This is a genomic window from Sulfurovum sp. NBC37-1 (assembly GCF_000010345.1).
Classification (GTDB): Bacteria; Campylobacterota; Campylobacteria; order Campylobacterales; family Sulfurovaceae; genus Sulfurovum.
On the sequence record NC_009663.1, the window covers coordinates 1,466,108 to 1,483,354 of the forward strand.

Below are 17,247 nucleotides of genomic sequence, written 5' to 3' on the forward strand. Positions count from 1 at the left end.
ACAAGAGTTGTAAAACTGGAAATGGAGTGTCGATGATCAAAGTCCTGATGGTGGAAGACGACCCCGATATCACTGAATTGCTGGAAGAATACCTGGGTCGTTATGGTATCGAAGTGTTCAGTGTCAGTTCTCCAAGTGTAGGTCTTGAAAAACTTCAGCTGGAGCGTTATGACCTGATGCTGATCGACCTGGGCCTGCCTGAAATGGACGGTTTGGATCTTTGCAGGATCGTTAAAGAGCGCTATCCTGAACTCCCCATTATCGTTTCGACTGCACGGATCGATGTGAGCGATAAAGTCGCTGCTTTCGAGATCGGCGCAGATGATTATGTGGCCAAACCGTATGAACCCAGGGAGTTGGTCGCACGCATTCAAGTACTGGTCAAACAGTACAGCCGTATTGTCTCACCGACAGGATCTTCCACCTTTTCGGTAGACAGAGTTAAAATGCAGGTTTTCCATGAAGGGCAGGCTCTTGACTTGACCCAGGCGGAATATGAGATATTCGCTCTTCTTCTGGAGAAAAAGGGCGAGGTAGTCAGCCGTGAATATATAGCAAACTCTACAGACTCCCTGCGTTGGGACAGCAGTGACCGCAGCATTGATGTGATCGTCGGCCGAATACGACAGAAGATCGGCGATGACTCCCGGCACCCCCACTATATTAAATCGGTCCGTGGTGTCGGCTACAAATATATAGGCTCCTGACCCATGAACCGCCACTCCATATTTTTCAAGCTGAATCTTTTTTTCGCGATAGCCATTATCGTGACGCTCATTGCCGGTTTACTTGTAGCTCTCCAGCTGCACAGAAAGGAACGCACCTCACTTTTGCTCAAAAGTAAAATTGTGATGCAGGAGTATCGCCAAAACAGCAATATATCGCCAGAGCTTCTGAAAAGTCTTGATCTTGAACCGGCTTCCGAAGCTGTTAGCGATGAAATAGTGCAGAAAAAAGAACATTTTTTAAAACAGATGAAGCGTCATGGACAGAGAATGCACTTGAAAAAAAGAGTTATCATCAGAGGAGGTGAAGTCTACCTGCTTCTAAAAACCCCTCGGAAGGTGTTGCTTTTCCACTCCAGTCACAACAGGTTTCAGCAATATATTTTTCCATTCCTGATTTTTCTTACGATCTTTATCCTGCTCAGCCTGATCTACTGGGCACTCAGGCGTTCTCTGTTACCGCTTAAGAAACTGGAAGAGGATATACGGCGATACGGAAAAGGAGAAAGAGTAGAGGCCGATGCACAGATCATCAGTGGTGATGATGAAGTCTCCAGAATATCTGAAGCGTTTTACAGTTCCACTAGGCAGGTACAGCGTCTAAGCGATACCAGAGAGCTTTTTATAAAGAACCTCCTTCATGAGCTCAATACCCCGGTTACAAAAGGAAAACTACTGGCTGAGTTGAGTGAGGAGCCGCGTACGAAGAAGATGCTGGGTGAGATCTTCAACCGCCTGTCCCAATTGTTAAAAGAGCTGGTCAAGATCGAAGCAATAAGTTCAGCGACCTCCGTTCCGGAAGAAAAAGAGAAAGTCTCTTTGCGAAGTATCTTGAAAGAGGCTTGTGAACGACTTTTCTGCAAAGATATCACAACAGAAAATCTTCCTGATCTTCTCCTCTATACAGAGAAGGAAGCCATGATAATCGTTGTAAAAAACCTTCTGGACAACGCCATAAAATATGGGGAAGATCCCAATATTGCAGTACAGGAGGAGAGTCTTGTCATTTCCAGCATTGGGGAAGCGCTCCCCTATCCTCTGGAGCACTACACCGAACCTTTCCGACAGGAATATGGGCGGGGTAAAAAAGAAGGCTTCGGACTGGGACTCTATATCGTGAATGAAATTCTGGTACAATGCAATATGGAACTGCATTACATCCATAAAAACGACCGAAACCTATTCATCATTTCGGACCTGCCACTGGTTAGTACATCCCAAGCTTAGAAACAGTGGCTTCTCTACCTCACTTGGTTTTATCTTCTGCGTCCATTAGAGCAAACACAGTATCAGATAGCTCACCGGCAATAATGCCAACCACCAAAAAGCCAATCTTTTGACATCATATTCTTTTCCTTCACTGACAAGATCGATCCTGCGGGAGAGAAGAAGAAGTGTCCACCCTACGGCGATAAAGTCAAAAATACCGAACAGCTGAAGCCAGCCGGTATCCTGAGAAACCAGCGGCTCAAGGAAATGGAACGGCAGGTGAAAAGCTTCAATGAACCCGTTGACGACGTTATGGAAATAGCGTGTAAAAAAACTGGTAAAAGCAACTCCAATGGAGGAGACAAGTGCCAGCGGTGCATAGGCATACCCTACTTCGGTAAAAAGTGTTTTTTTGTCTATACCCAGTTTCTCCTCAGCTTTCTTAAAACCTATATAGACCACATAGAGCGTAAAAGAAACAGAGACAAGCAATGTCAGTACTGCTTCAAAATTTAGAGGGCTATGAGGAAACAACCCTTTGAGTCCGTTGGAGATCCACATCCACGGTAGCCAGGCAGCGAAGTCGCTGTGGTTGAAGTTGGTCGTCAGTTTCATGGTCAGGGTCATAAAGGCAAAGAGCAGAAGATAGGTCCACACATCCACCGCTCTGGCACGACGGATAGGCTGGGAAAGTGAAAAACCGAATCCTTTGGACTTGTAGCTGATCGCCGCACAGGCGTTGGCACAGTCCATGCAGAGCGTACAGTCGCCCATACTGTTATTTTTGTCGAAATTGAACGGAGACTGCCCGAACTCACACATCTTGGCACACTCGAAAGTCGTGCAGGTCTCACAGGCACTGCGGTAGCTTCCCAGCCACATGAAAGAGATGCGGGAGAATGCGTTGCGTATGGCGCTGATGGGGCAGATATGCGCACAGTAGCTCATATCTTTGAAAAGAAAGTAAAAGAGAAAGGCCAGCAGTGTAAAAAACGTGTAGAAAAACGCTACAGCGACCGGTTTGGCAAAAACGGCAGGGAAAGCATAAAAAAGTCCCCAGTAAACGCCCAGGACAACTCCAAGACTAATGTAGGGATTTTTCAATACTTTGGGCATTTTAAAGGCTTTACCTTTACGCTTGATGATCTTCTTACCAACGAATGCCAGAGGGCAGACGGAGCAGAAGTAGGCTCCAAGTGTCGGCAGGGAAAGGAACATAAAGAAAGGCCAGAAGAACGACCAGAAGATCGCTGTGGTAAAATGGTTCTCCGATGCTTCAGGATGGATGAAACCGTAAACAAGCGCATAGACGAACACACCCAGTACCATACTTCGCACGGCAAAAAGCGTTTTCGGGTTCTTAAAGAAACGCTCTCCCCATTTATAGGCAAAAAGATCATTCCTGTCTCGTTCTATTGTTTCGACCATTCTCCGTTCCTTTTTTGTTCTTTAGCTTTCGAAGGTATCAAAAGCTGTTTTTGCATTACCCATGACGGCACTTGAGTGGGCATGTTTTACGATCTTGACCAGAAATGCCATCTCTTCTTTGCTTATACCCATTTTTTTGAGCATTCTAGTCTGTTCCATGATGCACTCTTCACTTCCCAATGTGATGGAAGCGGCCAGCATGATCATCATGGATGTCTTGGGATCAAAAGGATTCTTCTCATCCTGTACGCTGAACTTACTGCTCATCGCCTGCTCGACCAGAAATCTCGGATCGATCGCCTTTGCGCTGTTCAAACTTTGGGGCAGTGACCCCATTTTCTCTATCATCATTGCTTCTACTTGTTCAGGTGTTGGTGCCTGCATAGTTATTCCTTTCTATTGTTGTATTACAGATAAAACGTTGTTTTATCTTCAAAACACTCCGACAGAGAGTGCTTCAAAAAGAAAACAGATTAAAAGTCCTCATCGTCATCGCTAAAGAAAGCATCTACTTCAGCTTGTTCTTTTGCCTTTTTAATGGCATCGCGTTCCGCCTTCATAGCATCTAATTCCTCCTGACTCATCATAAGAGTCTTCATCTTTTTGACAAAGATCGTTTTATCCGGCAACTTTGTAAAATAGGCGAAGATTCCGTATCCCATAACCAGTATGGTAAAAACAAGGATGATCTTCTGTGCCAGGGAAAAACGTTGTATAGGCTCTTTGATCTGCATTTCACAGACACCGCCCGGACAGTATTTGGGGTCATTCTTTTTAACCCATTCGAAGATCTTGCATCCCAAACAGATGGAAAATGCCGCTTCGAAAAAGAGAAGCGCCATACAGATAAGACAGACCAGGACTTTCAACGGATTTGGCTGCAAATCGATGACCAGATAGTAGAACATCGGCCATGCCAGGATAAACCCAAGTGACCAGGCAAAACGTTTCTGTACCGCACCAACATACTCGGGTTTCTGATTCTGCACAAAAAATCGCCCCAGCATCAGACTCGGAGCATAACGCGGCTGAACGACCCTCATGGTAAAATCGATCGCAAAAAATGTCACAAAATATTGGGAAAAGACAGGCGTACCTAGCATCACACCGTTCATCAACCCCAAAAAAGCACCGACGAACAGAATGGCTGCCGCAGCACGCGCTTCTCTTTCATTGAGGACACGCACTTCGTAACCGGGTACCTTTTCACCGTATAGAAAAAATTCTTTCCAATTCATTATATATCTTTATGATTCGATAAGCTCTTCCACTTTTTCAAGCGGATTCGTTTTTTTATTGCCACTATCAAATATGTACGCATACATCGGTACATATACCAGTGTCAGTAGCGTACCGACGAGCAGACCGCCGATGGCAACATCCGCCAGAGGAGAAAGACGCTCCAGTCCGACCGCCTGTTCCAGAGCGATAGGGATCATACCGGCAATGGTACCGAACGCCGTCATCATGACCGGTCGGAAACGCACCCGTACCGCTTCTTGAGCACTTTCGAATGGACTCTCGCCTTTTTCCCTGTAGTCCTGATAAAAATCTATGAGCAGGACGGCATTCTTGATGATGATACCAAAGAGCAGCAGTATCCCAAGCAAACTTGGCATACAGCTTGGTTTATCGAATAGCAGCATCCCCCACGCCGCACCAATAAGCGAGAGCGGTAGTACAAGAATCATAATAAATGCAAGTCTGACCGATCGGTAGATCGCGATCAACGTCATGAGCAGAATGATCACACCCAGTCCGATGGCTTTGAGCATACGCTTGAAGCTGTCGTTTATCTGGGCGATATCCCCTGTCTGGTCGATCTGAATATCACTGATATTGGCATTTTTGAGTGCCGCTATCGTATCGTCAGTCAGATGCGTGACCGGACGTTTCGCACGGTAACCGTTGACATCGACACTGTAGAGCATTTTGTCACGCTCTATTTTGGCAAAGGTCAAGTGGCGTTTCAGCGTCGCGATCTGGCTGAGCGGTATCTCTCCATTAGGTGTCGTGATCGGCAGCAGCCTGAGCGTCTCGATATTCTGCGAGAACTTTCCTTTCAGATAGAGCCGGACAACCTGCGTGTTCATCGACTGGAAGTTCGCATTGAGCCCGACAACCTGTCCCTTGATAGGCAGCTGCATAGCGATCTGGTACGGTGTAATGCCGTAGCTGAGCGCTTTGTTCTCATCGATGTCAAGTTCAACTTCCATGAAATCCTTGTCCCAGCTGGTACTGATGGAAGTCAGTCCTTTGACATCTTCAATGGCTTTGGAAACCTCATGTGACGCATTCGGAAGTCCGTCAACATAAGGGGAACTCAGCCGTACATCGACCGTCGCTTTAATGGACGAAAGTGCCGTCGCACCGAAATCGAATACATCATTACGTTTAAGCCCGTCTATATGGGAGAGCTTTTCACGAATGACATCTTCAAGTTCCCACATACTCTGTTTTCTTTCAAAACGGTTCACTGCATTGATGGTAATGGTTGCTTCGGCAGGCAGGTTACCCGACCCCAGGCTGAGAACACCCGGTTCCGTTCCGAACGCGACTGAACTCATTTTGATCCATTTCTGTTTATCAAGCCAGTTCAGGAACGGCTGTGTCTTTCGCTCGGCACTCTCTACTGTATCATTGGAACTGAAAGCGATCTGTGCTTTGATGATACCGGTATCCATTGGCGGCATCGCATCCTTACCGATGGTCGGCATAATGTTCTTCATACTCATAAGCAGGATCATGATAACACCAATAGTAAGCATCATACGTCTGAAGAACCAGAATTTACCGTTTGAAAAACGGATGATCCCGACATAAGGCCCGACCAGACGCCCGATGGTATTTTGGTAGAACCATTCAAAACCGTTCTCGATCTTCGTTTTGCCCACACCGTTTTTGTAAAGCCACTTTGAAAGTAACGGAATGAAGGTAATGGAAAGGAACCAGCTCACCAGCAGCGCAATGATCAGTGTTTCGATAAGAGGCTTGAATATCTTCTCAGGAAATCCGCCGATGAACATCAGCGGGAAGAGGATGGCAATGGTCGCAACGGTACCGGCAAAGACCGGACTGAGTACCTCTTTGGTCCCCTTAACAATGGCCTCTTCAAGATTCTCATGCCCCTCTGTCAGGTGCCGTTCGACATTCTCAAGCACCACGACCGCATCGTCGGTCAGCATTCCCAGTGCCAGGATAATCGCCGTGTAGATGACGATGTTCAGCTCGCCGCCCGTCAGCCAGATGATGGCCATGGTTGAGAAGAACACCATCGGAATGGAGAGACCCGCTGCCACAATAGCACGGAAATTCCCGAGAAAGATCATAATGACAAGCAGTGTATAGATGATAGCATCACGCAGCGCTTCAAGCATATTGTCGTTCGCCTGTTCGATCAGGTCACGCTGTGTATCGGAGATCTGAAAACGGATATTGGGGTATTTCACTTCAAGATCTTTCATTTCAGCCCGTGCTGCTTTGGAAACATCCAGTACAGAGCCGCCGGGTGCACGCTGAACAGCCAGGGCAACGGCATCTTTACCGTTGCCGATGTAGCCGCTGGTACGTTTCTGATAGCTCCATGAAACCTTCGCGATATCTCCCAAACGTACATTGGGCATGATCTGGAGCTGTTTCAGACGTTGGATGTTATCCTTTTCACCATAAAAAGTCACTGTATAAAAATCGTTCTTCCCTTTGATGAAACCGATGGGCATATCGCGGTTAAGCGTACCAATAGCTTTGGCAATGGTCTCGAAGTTCACATGGTACTTCTTCGCCTTGAAGGGGTCGACCTCGATGTTGATCGCGCTCTCATAGCCACCGAATACCTCTACATTACCAATGGTTTTATTGCTGAGCAGTGCCGGTTTGATAAAGCTGTCTGCTATCTTACGGATATCTGCAAGCGTAACCGAATCATTCTTCGGACTCATGGCAATGACATCAACAGGCAGGGTGAAATCTCCTGCCGTATAAATGGCAGGGTTCGTACCCTTGGGCAGTTTGGCCTTGACGATGCTCAGTGCGTTGGCCACGTCGACTGCTGCGGCATTAAGCCCTTTTTTGTAACCAAACTCTGCTTTGACAATAGAGTAGTTCGCCACATTTACGGAACTGACATCGGTCACAAGCCCCAAACGGGAGATCTCCTGTTCAATAGGCTTGGAAACTGTCGAAGCCGCTACCTGTGCCGTTGCACCGGGCACGTTTGTAATGACGATGACCTGCGGCGGGTTCGCATCGGGGAAAAGGTTCTTGGGCAATGTTACCAGCGCGATGATCCCCATGATGAAAAAGGCGGCGATCACCGAATAGAGCAGATAAGGCCGTTTATAGAAAAACTCGAACATCCGCTACTCCTTTACTTTGAGCGCATATCCGCTGGTCAGTTTCAGGAGTATGTCCGGTTTGGCCACGACGATCTTTTTGCCTGTGATATCATCCGAGACGATCACTCCCTGCTCTGCACTCTGAACAATATGCACCTCTTTTGCAGTGGCACGATTCTTGTCAACAAGAAGTACATAGCTTTTCCCTTCGCGGTTAAGAATGGCATCGAAAGGAAGTTCGATCCCTTTACCCTCGAAGATCACGACGTTGACCTCTACACGTTCACCGGAGCTGAGCCCTTTGCTGTCGCTGATATAGGCTTTGTACTCTTTCAGTCCGCGGAGCGTACTTCCCAGACCGTGCAAAGTATACTCTTTACCGTTGAACAGAACAGATTTTGGACTGATATCCTGCGGTGTACGCACCAGTAGACTGAAACCAGTCTCCGCACTGATCTGTACCAGCGGTTTCCCCGGCATAGTCACATCCCCGACAGCAGCCATTGTCTTGGCAACAATGCCGTCTATAGGAGCAGTGATGGTCGCATAGCTCAGCTGGTTCTCTGCCGATTTAAGTTTGGCTTTGATCGACGCGATCTGGGACTGCTCTTTCTGCAGCTGCTCGATGGAAGCACCTTTGACCCGGTAAAGCGCCTTGGTACGTTTATGACTTTTGAGCAGATTGTCAAGTGAGATCTTCAGTGCATTGATGTTCGCAGTAAGATCCGTTGTATCGAGTGTGGCAACGATCTCCCCCTTTTTCACTTCACTGCCGCTCTTGACGATCTGTTCGACACGCGATGCGATACGCGAGGAGAGTGTGACATCCGTCTCATTGAGTGTCTCTGCAAGATACGGCAGTGTCAGTTTAACCTGTGCAACCTTGGGTATCATGGCCTTTGCAACGATCGGATAAATCTTTGCAGGAGGAGTGGATGCTTCTTTTGCACGTTTATCATGGATCAATTTTGCACCCAATACTGCCAATGCAATAATCACAACCAAAAACAATAATATTTTTAACACTTTTTTCATTTTACAATCCTTCTTAAATCATTTCCGTAAATTACCGCAAGCTGCGCTGTATCCTGCCATTCCTTGGCTTCCGCCTTGTAGAGTGCCGCTTTGGCATCCGCAAGGGCATCTTCATAGCGTAGATACTCTTCCTGCGTTATCGTCCCGTTTGAAAATGAGACTTTGGCGATCTTCAGCAGCCGTTTCTGTTCGGCAACACTTTTTCTTGCCAACACTACAGACTTTTTCAACAGCCGGATCTCATGTTCCAGCTGTTTCGCCTGTACCGTGAGTGCATGTTCTGTCTGGTCCAAGGTCGTCTTCTCTTTGAGGTAGTCCACTTTTGCCTGCTGTGATGCCGTTCCTTTGGAGGAATCAAAAAGCGGCATAGAAAGATACAGACCGGCTGTTCCGAAATTCTCATGCAGTGATTTACCGTTATTGTAGGCATCTGCCTGAGAAAGCGTATAGTTTCCTTTGGTTACAATACTGGGAATGTAGGCTTCATCAGCTGCTTTCATTCCCTTTTTGCCAGCTTCCACTTTGCTGCGAAGCGGTCTGAGCGCAAAGATCTCACCCCTGTTTACCGATGCCTTGGCACGCATGGGGACACTCTGTTTCAAGTGGATCCCTGTCAGTGTTTCGATCTTTGAGCTCAGAAGGTTGATACTCTGGTCAATATTGTTCATGGCAATATCAAGTTCGTTGATGTGGCTGTTGAGAACGAAAATAGCACTTTGGGGTGCCCGCCCCTCTTTGACTTTCACTCTAATGGTGACCTGTGTCTGCAGGATGGAACGTTTTTTTGCCTTTAACGCATTTTTCAGTGCTTCAAGGTAACGCAATTGCGCCACAGAACCGACCACCACGGCTTCTCTCTGTATGAGATTGAGTTTCTTCTTTTCTTTAGCCGCCAGATTGAGCAGTTCGGCTTTCTCTTTGAGCGTATAGATGGACTTGACGAACAGAGGCCAGGTAAAATTAACTCCCTCACGCATGATCTGCTTACTGAAAGGCTGTGGTATGCTCTGGTCTTTCACCATTCCTATCATCGTATTTGGCGGTACCGGCAACATACTGTTGGGAGAATTGGATATTTCATATCCCGCATACAGACCGACTGTCGGCATCAGCTTGTCACTTAACGCCTGTTTGCCCAATGCACTCTTTTCCACATCCAGCATATCGAGTCTGTGTTCTGGCCGTTTCTCAAGTGAATTGAGTAGCGAGGTGATGGATGTAGCCTGAAGCTGCAATGTTGCAGCCAGACCAACCAGCCATAGTTTATGTTTCATAGTAAATCTCCTTGTTTTGTTGCATCCAGCATACGGAATATTTTTTCCACCACATAGTCGGTAATCTCATCAATATCACAGGAAGCGCAGGTATCCACATCTATATCCTCAAGTTGTGACGCTTTGATACGCAGTGGTTTGGTCGTTACCATCAAATTAAGCGTACCGAGAACCATAAAGTAAAGTATCATCGGTATGGCATTGGTAAAGCAACCCTTCTCCTCACCGCGTTTGAGAATATCACTGAAGAGCGCAAAAAGCTGACGCATGGATGCAAAGAGCATCTCTGGTACAATCGCACCGCTGTCACTGAGCTCTTTGAGCAGCAAAGATGGCATATAGGGATGCTCGCAGGCAAATTTCGCGTAAGTACGGATGAACCCTTCAAGTTCGTCCTTTGGCCTGCTGTGCTGCTTGTTCTCGTCAATGATCGTTTGCTGTATCTCGACGAGCACTTCACGCATAACTGCTTCGTAAAGCCCTTTTTTGTTCTTGAAGTAGTAAAAGACCATCGCCTTGTTCAGTCCACAGCGTTCCGCCAGTTCATCCATAGAAGCCGATCCATAGCCTTTTTGGGAAAAAAGTTCTATAGCATGGGTAATGATGAGCTGTTTGGAAGCTTCCGCATCACGTTTTTGTATTTTTTTAGACATAAGTATCCTAATTAATTAACTGGTTAGTTAATTATAGAGCAAAATACTTTAAATGAAAATTAAATATATGGCTGACATAGGGAAAAGATGAATATAATAACAAAAGTTATAGCCGTTTTCCTGCTATTCATTCTTCCTGTATACATCAAAGCGAAAAGTGAAGAGTCCAAGACCGGGACAATCGGAACAATCGATACAAAATAGTAAAAATAAGTTTGTTGCAGTAGAATACTTATATATTAATTTAAAGGGATAACAATGAAAAAGATTTCAATCGTTTTTGCAGGCTTGTTTTTAATCATGGGAGTGAGTTTCGCAAGTACGGCGAACAACCAGATATTCAGCGTCGACAATGCAAATGGCAAAATCAATGCCAAAAGCGTAGAAAAAGCATTCAATGAAAACGGTATGCATGTAGATGTGAACAATGACATGAATTCGATTTTTAAAAAAAGATATAAAAAAGTTCACCATAAATCATACAATCTGGCAATATTTCGCAACAATAAATCAGTCGCAAAACTGATCAAAAAATATCCAAGCATCGGATTGATCACGCCACTCTCTATGTCGATCTATTCTGATGACGAAAAAAACACGATCAATATTTCCACGCTCTCATTGAAGGGGATGGCCAGAATCACTAAGATACCCAAGACAGATCCAGACCTGGTCGCCTATGCAAAACTTCTTGATGCCGCTCTTCACAAAGCACTGCCAAACGGCAGTTACCTCAAAAAAAGCGACAGTGCAAAATCTTCAGATAAAGCGTTAACAACTGATTTTACAACAGAATTTGAACTTGAGGATGGTATGACATATACAGATGCAAAAGAGTCATTTGAAGAGGAGTTCGAAGGCGAGATAGGTCCGGTAGGTTTCCTGGTACCCAAAAAGTATGATCTCCAGAAAGAAGTGCTGAAAGGAAAAGGCGACTATGATTTCTACGATACCTATTCTATCATCCGATTCAATGTTATATTCCCTGTCTCTAAAAACCACCCGGATGCAGGCTCCTATGCACCTTTTTCATTGGCTATCTACAAAAAGAAGAGTGAGGGTACGGTACACATAAGCTATCCTTCCATTGATAACTGGATCGATGATCTTGGTATTACTGACAAAGACGCTATTACGGAAGTTAAAAAAACACAGAAGATGCTTTCAGAGATACTTACGGAGCTAACGGAATAGGTTTAACTGATCCGGAGAGGTGGCCACAACACTTTCTTTTCTTGTTCCCATGCTGAGCGTGGGAATATATACTTGAGATTGCCAATAGAATTGGCGTTGTATTATTTATGTTGGAGTATGCATTTCCACGTACAACGCGGGAACGACAAAACTGTACGAAAACAGAGAGTAGCCTTCTCTCCCCGAGAAGGAAAGAATCTTTAGAGCTGCGGGCCTGCTGAAGCGAAGTTAAACTCCCCGCCATTCCCGTCATAGCGGTGGAAGTTCTTCTGGAACATACCGGCAAGTTTTGCCAGCATTGCATCGTATTCTACTTTGTCTTCCCAGGTATTTCTCGGGTTAAGTACTTCCGTATCGACACCTTCAAGCGTTTTGGGGATAGCAAGGTTAAATGTATCCAGGGTATCAAATTCGGTATTCAGGATGTCACCACTCAGAATACCGTTGATACAGGCTCTTGTATTTTTGATACTCATTCGTTTACCTGTACCGTATGGACCGCCTGTCCAGCCTGTATTGACAAGGTAGACATTCACACCATGCTCATCGATCTTCTCTCCAAGCAGCTTAGCATAAACTGTCGGATGCAGTGGAAGGAATGCTTCACCGAAACAGGCAGAGAAAGTAGCGACCGGCTCTGTGATCCCTCTTTCAGTTCCTGCTACTTTTGCGGTGTATCCGCTCAGGAAGTAGTACATTGCCTGCTCTTTCGTCAGTTTTGAAACAGGAGGCAGTACACCGAATGCATCTGCAGAGAGGAAGATGATATTTTTCGGATGGCCTGCCTGAAGGTTATCTTTGTGATTTACTATGTGCTCTATAGGGTAGGAAACACGTGTGTTCTCCGTTTTTGAATCGTCCGAGTAGTCCACATTACCCGTTGAATCAGCCACGACATTCTCAAGCAGTGCATCCTTGATAATAGCACCATGGATCTCAGGTTCACTCTTGGGGTCAAGGTTGATCACTTTGGCATAACATCCGCCTTCAAAGTTGAAGACACCGTTGTCATCCCAGCCATGTTCATCATCACCGATCAGTGCACGGTTGGGGTCAGTTGAAAGTGTGGTCTTACCCGTACCGGAAAGTCCGAAGAAAAGGCAGACGTCATTGTCTTTTCCAACATTGGCAGAACAGTGCATAGAGAGTTTGCCCTCAAGAGGCAGCCAGTAGTTCATCATCGAGAAAATACCCTTCTTCATCTCACCGCCGTACCATGTTCCTCCGATGATGGAGATATTGTCTTCTATGTTGAACACAACATATACATCCGAGTTGAGACCGTGTTCTTTGTAGTTTTCATCCACCGCTTTGCATGCGTTATACACTGTAAAGTCAGGTTCAAATGTTTCCAGTTCTTCTTCTGTAGGACGGATGAACATGTTTTTGACAAAGTGTGCCTGCCATGCCACTTCGGTAATGAAGCGGATAGACCTTCTGCTTGTCGGACTTGCACCGGCATAGACATCGGTAATATAGATATTCTTGCCTGAGAGTTGATCCAAGGTGATATCCAGGAGTTCGTCATAGATCTCTTTTTTGATAGGCCTGTTCACATCACCCCAGGCAATGTTCTTGTTTGAAGGCTCCTGGTCGACGAAGTATTTGTCTTTAGGACTTCTTCCCGTAAAGATTCCCGTATCACACATAGCTGTACCCGTGGTAGAGATCTTGCACTCTCCCTGGTTTATTTCATGCGCTTGCAACTCGTCATAACTCAAATTATAATAGACCTCTCCGATGTTTTTCAATCCGAGTTTGTCAAGTCCGTTGGGCGTTCTGGTACTCATAGTATCCTCTTTGTATGGTTTTGTAAGGCAACATGGACATAGTCCACTGCATGTCTCAAATAAAAACTTTTTCTAAAGTTTTTATCAGAAACAGCTGACCGGAACGCTTTGGTAAGCGTTCCGGATCACTTATCCTATTTGAATATGGACAGCAGAACACCTGCTGCAACCGCTGAACCGATAACACCGGCAACATTGGGCCCCATGGCGTGCATGAGCAGAATATTACCCGGTTTTTCTTCTGAACCGACTTTGGAGACGACCCTTGCAGCCATCGGTACTGCAGAAACACCTGCCGCTCCGATAAGCGGGTTGATCTGCTCTTTGGAGAACCTGTTCATCAGTCTCCCCATAAGCACACCTGCCGCGGTTCCTGCAGAGAATGCCAAAAGACCGATGACCATGATCCCCAGGGACTCTGCTACAAGGAAAGTATCGGACTGCAGTTTTGAACCGACACCCAGACCAAGGAAGATCGTGACGATATTGATGAGAGAGTTCTGCATCTCGTTAGAAAGTCTGTCGACCACACCGGACTCTTTGGCAAAGTTACCCAAAGCGAAGGCACCCATCAAAGGTGCAGCATCAGGAAGGATCAATGCGATCATCATAATGACCACAAGCGGGAAGATCAGCTTTTCAAGCGGATTGACCTTCCTTGTCGTTTTCATAACGATCTTACGCTCTTCGGGATTGGTCAGTGCTCTCATTATCGGAGGCTGAATGACCGGGACCAGCGCCATATAGGAATATGCCGCGACGGCGATCGCTCCAAGAAGCTCAGGTGCCAACGCAGACGCGATAAAGATAGATGTCGGACCATCGGCACCACCGATGATGGAGATCGCTGCTGACTGCTTGAGTGTAAAGTCAACGATACCTGTATACTGGGAAAGTGCTGCTGCACCGACCAGTGATCCGAAGATACCGAACTGTGCCGCACCGCCGAGCAGTGCTGTTTTCGGGTTGGAGAGCAGCGGACCGAAATCGGTCATCGCGCCTACCCCCATAAAGATGAGCAACGGGAAGAACTCATTGGCGATACCCATGTTGTAAATGATACCCAGCATCCCGTGAGGCCCCGTCATATTGGCGATCGGAATATTGGCCAGTAGTCCTCCAAACGCGATGGGGAGCAGCAGCAAAGGCTCGAAACCTTTCGCAATAGCGAGGTAGAAGAGCAGAAAGATGATAGCGAACATAATGACACGTCCCCAGCTCTGTGCAAAGAGGGAGATCTCTTCACCTGCACCGTTCTTTACACCTTCCTTGGGATTAACGATCGCGTTAAGTCCCGTAGTCTGGAAGAAACTTACGATCAAACCACCAATCGATTTTTCTTCATAGACCTTTTCCGCTTCCTGTGTCTGTGCAGCAGGCGCAGCAGCAGCTTCGTGCCCCCCGCTTGCCTGCACTGTCGTTGTGAGTGCCCCAAAGGCAAACAACAATGAGAGTATTAGATGTTTGAGCTTCATGCTTACTCCATTGTGGCCAAAAGTTGCCCGTCCGCTACTGCATCATTGACATTGACATTGATCGATGCGATTTTTCCTGCCTGAGGAGCCGTAATATCGATCTCCATCTTCATCGCTTCCAGGATCATGATCACATCACCTTCTGCGACAGAATCGCCCGGGTTTTTAAGGATCTTCCATACATTACCCGGTGTCTGAGAGTGAATTTCCACTGCACCTACACCATTTGACGGAGCTGGAGCTGCCGCTGCGGGTGTTGAAGCCGGTGCTGCTTCAGAGATCTGGATATCCGCATCACCTTCTGCAACCTGAACACTGTATTTCTTACCATCTACCACTACTGTATAATTTCCTGCCATTTCTGCTTCTCCACTATTGTTTTCTTTACCTTTTCTCACCATGAGAGGACTTTCGCCTTTCAGGAACGCAATACCTTTTTGATCACATGCACCTGCAATAAATACATTTTCTTCTGTAGCCTCGAGGCCTTCCTCTTCAAGTACTTTTTCCCAGTGTGCTATTGATTTTGTTTCATCCCTGTCTGCAATATCGAGAGGATTTTCCGTCGTCGGATCAAGCTTGAGCTTCTGTGCTGCCAGCTCCATGATCTCTTTGTCCGGCTCTACCGGCGTCTTACCAAAGTATCCGAGGACCATACGGCCGTAACCGGGAGCAATCTGTTTCCATGGACCGAACATTACGTTCGCATATGCCTGCTGCCAGTAGAACTGGCTTACCGGCGTTACGGATGTTCCGTAACCGCCGCGTTCGACAACTTCTTTCATTGCTTTGATAACGTCATCGAACTTATCAAGGTCACCGTTGTCTCTCATCATCTGTGTATTGGCTGTCAACGCACCGCCCGGCATTGGAGAGAATGGGATAAGAGGAGAGACCTGAGTCGCTTCAGGCGGGATCATATAGTCTGCAAGACACTCTTTGAGTCTCTCTTCATATTTAAGTACATCTTGAAGCTTGAGGTCACCAAGGTTGTAGTTCGTTCCCTTGGTCGCATGCAGCATCGTAAGGATATCCGGCTGTGCAGTACCGCCGCTGACCGGTGATGCCGCCATATCGATACCGTTGGCACCTGCTTCAAGCGCTGCAAGATAGGAAGCAACGGACACACCTGCTGTTTCATGTGTGTGCAATCTGAGGTGTACACTGTCACCAAGCAGTTTTCTTGCCATAGCAATCGTTTCATAGACTTTATGCGGATTGGCTGTCCCTGAAGCATCTTTGAAACAGACAGAATCAAAGTCGATACCGCTGTCAAGAATGTTTCTCAAGGTTTTTTCATAGAAAGGTACATCATGCGCTCCTTTACATCCCGGAGGCAGGTCCATCATAGTCACAACGACTTCATGGTTCATACCGTGTTTTTTAATACACTGTGCAGAATACTCAAGATTGTTCACATCATTAAGTGCATCGAAGTTCCTTACCGTTGATGTTCCGTGTTTTGCGAACATTTTGGCAAATAGATCAATCATTTCACGGCTTCCCGTATCGAGCATCACTGTGTTGATACCACGTGAAAGTACCTGAAGGTTCGCATCGGGACCGACGATCTCTCTGAAACCGTCCATCATCTTGAATGCATCTTCCTGAAGATAGAAATAGAGTGACTGGAAACGTGCTCCGCCACCGAATTCAAAGTGTGTTATACCCGCTTTTTTTGCCGCTTCAACCGCCGGGAAAAAGTCATCCATAAGTACACGACCCCCAAAGACGGACTGAAAACCGTCTCTGAAAGTTGTATCCATTACATCTATATATTTTTTAGCCATTTAAACTACCTTGCTATATGATTGTCATCATTGATTTATTTTTTACGAAACTCTGTCACAGCTGCGATGATAGCTGCTGTCCGACGTGACTCTTCATCACTGTCCTGTGTGGGGGTCGGAGCTGGTGCTGCCGGTTCCTTTTCAGGAAAGTATTTGTTGATGATCTTCGCTTGAAGCTTCATAAGCTCTACAAGGATGATCAGGAATGTAAATACGATCAACATACCCAGGATCATGAATTTGATACTTTCGCCTACCAAGTGAATTTCCATATGGACACCTTTCTAACTGTAGATTACAAATTTTAAAATAGTTTTGCTTGCTGTTTGTTAAAAAAACC

14 protein-coding genes are annotated in these 17,247 nt (G+C 46.2%); 3 read left to right on the forward strand and 11 right to left on the reverse strand.

The window, feature by feature from the left end; genetic code table 11:
- Nucleotides 1-32: 32 nt before the first annotated feature.
- Both SUN_RS07355 and SUN_RS07360 read left to right on the forward strand, forming a co-directional pair.
- Nucleotides 33-707 carry a response regulator transcription factor gene (locus SUN_RS07355; protein ID WP_041672723.1) on the forward strand — a complete coding sequence of 225 codons (675 nt, stop codon included), beginning with the start codon at nucleotides 33-35 and terminating at the stop codon, nucleotides 705-707.
- A 3-nt stretch (nucleotides 708-710) separates the two neighbouring features.
- Nucleotides 711-1,952: an ArsS family sensor histidine kinase gene (locus SUN_RS07360; RefSeq protein ID WP_011981106.1), complete on the forward strand. Its 1,242-nt coding sequence runs from the start codon at nucleotides 711-713 to the stop codon at nucleotides 1,950-1,952.
- A gap of 45 nt (nucleotides 1,953-1,997) precedes the next feature.
- On the opposite strand, the gene SUN_RS07365 is transcribed toward SUN_RS07360, so the two are convergent.
- The 7 genes from SUN_RS07365 to SUN_RS07395 all read right to left on the reverse strand — a co-directional run bounded on the left by SUN_RS07365 (nucleotide 1,998) and on the right by SUN_RS07395 (nucleotide 10,658).
- The gene (locus tag SUN_RS07365) at nucleotides 1,998-3,362 is read right to left on the reverse strand and encodes a hypothetical protein (RefSeq protein WP_011981107.1); all 1,365 of its coding nucleotides are present in this window, start codon (nucleotides 3,360-3,362) and stop codon (nucleotides 1,998-2,000) included.
- A gap of 21 nt (nucleotides 3,363-3,383) precedes the next feature.
- Nucleotides 3,384-3,746 carry a carboxymuconolactone decarboxylase family protein gene (locus tag SUN_RS07370; RefSeq protein WP_011981108.1) on the reverse strand — a complete coding sequence of 121 codons (363 nt, stop codon included), beginning with the start codon at nucleotides 3,744-3,746 and terminating at the stop codon, nucleotides 3,384-3,386.
- An 89-nt stretch (nucleotides 3,747-3,835) separates the two neighbouring features.
- On the reverse strand, nucleotides 3,836-4,600 hold the full coding sequence (locus SUN_RS07375) for a DUF4395 domain-containing protein (protein ID WP_011981109.1): 765 nt from the start codon (nucleotides 4,598-4,600) through the stop codon (nucleotides 3,836-3,838).
- A 9-nt stretch (nucleotides 4,601-4,609) separates the two neighbouring features.
- Nucleotides 4,610-7,717, reverse strand: a complete 3,108-nt coding sequence (locus SUN_RS07380; protein ID WP_011981110.1) for an efflux RND transporter permease subunit — start codon at nucleotides 7,715-7,717, stop codon at nucleotides 4,610-4,612.
- Between the two features lie 3 nt (nucleotides 7,718-7,720).
- Nucleotides 7,721-8,731, reverse strand: coding sequence for an efflux RND transporter periplasmic adaptor subunit (locus SUN_RS07385; protein WP_011981111.1), 1,011 nt, complete (start codon nucleotides 8,729-8,731; stop codon nucleotides 7,721-7,723).
- A complete protein-coding gene (locus SUN_RS07390; protein ID WP_011981112.1) occupies nucleotides 8,728-10,005 on the reverse strand; it encodes a TolC family protein in 1,278 nt (425 codons plus the stop codon). The genes SUN_RS07385 and SUN_RS07390 overlap by 4 nt, the downstream gene beginning before the upstream one ends.
- Nucleotides 10,002-10,658, reverse strand: coding sequence for a TetR/AcrR family transcriptional regulator (locus SUN_RS07395; RefSeq protein ID WP_011981113.1), 657 nt, complete (start codon nucleotides 10,656-10,658; stop codon nucleotides 10,002-10,004). Before SUN_RS07395 ends, SUN_RS07390 begins: the two co-directional genes overlap by 4 nt.
- Nucleotides 10,659-10,916: 258 nt before the next feature.
- On the opposite strand from SUN_RS07395, the gene SUN_RS07400 reads away from it, so the two are divergent.
- Nucleotides 10,917-11,852: a hypothetical protein gene (locus tag SUN_RS07400; protein ID WP_011981114.1), complete on the forward strand. Its 936-nt coding sequence runs from the start codon at nucleotides 10,917-10,919 to the stop codon at nucleotides 11,850-11,852.
- Nucleotides 11,853-12,052: 200 nt separating this feature from the next.
- Here the strand turns inward: SUN_RS07400 and pckA are convergent, their stop codons facing one another.
- The 4 genes from pckA to SUN_RS07420 all read right to left on the reverse strand — a co-directional run bounded on the left by pckA (nucleotide 12,053) and on the right by SUN_RS07420 (nucleotide 17,179).
- Nucleotides 12,053-13,642, reverse strand: a complete 1,590-nt coding sequence (gene pckA, locus SUN_RS07405) for a phosphoenolpyruvate carboxykinase (ATP) (protein WP_011981115.1) — start codon at nucleotides 13,640-13,642, stop codon at nucleotides 12,053-12,055.
- Between the two features lie 134 nt (nucleotides 13,643-13,776).
- Nucleotides 13,777-15,117, reverse strand: coding sequence for a sodium ion-translocating decarboxylase subunit beta (locus SUN_RS07410; protein WP_011981116.1), 1,341 nt, complete (start codon nucleotides 15,115-15,117; stop codon nucleotides 13,777-13,779).
- Nucleotides 15,118-15,119: 2 nt separating this feature from the next.
- Nucleotides 15,120-16,907 (reverse strand): biotin/lipoyl-containing protein, encoded by a 1,788-nt coding sequence (locus SUN_RS07415; protein WP_011981117.1) that lies wholly within the window; start codon nucleotides 16,905-16,907, stop codon nucleotides 15,120-15,122.
- Between the two features lie 35 nt (nucleotides 16,908-16,942).
- Nucleotides 16,943-17,179, reverse strand: a complete 237-nt coding sequence (locus SUN_RS07420) for an OadG family protein (RefSeq protein ID WP_011981118.1) — start codon at nucleotides 17,177-17,179, stop codon at nucleotides 16,943-16,945.
- Between the last annotated feature and the right edge of the window lie 68 nt (nucleotides 17,180-17,247).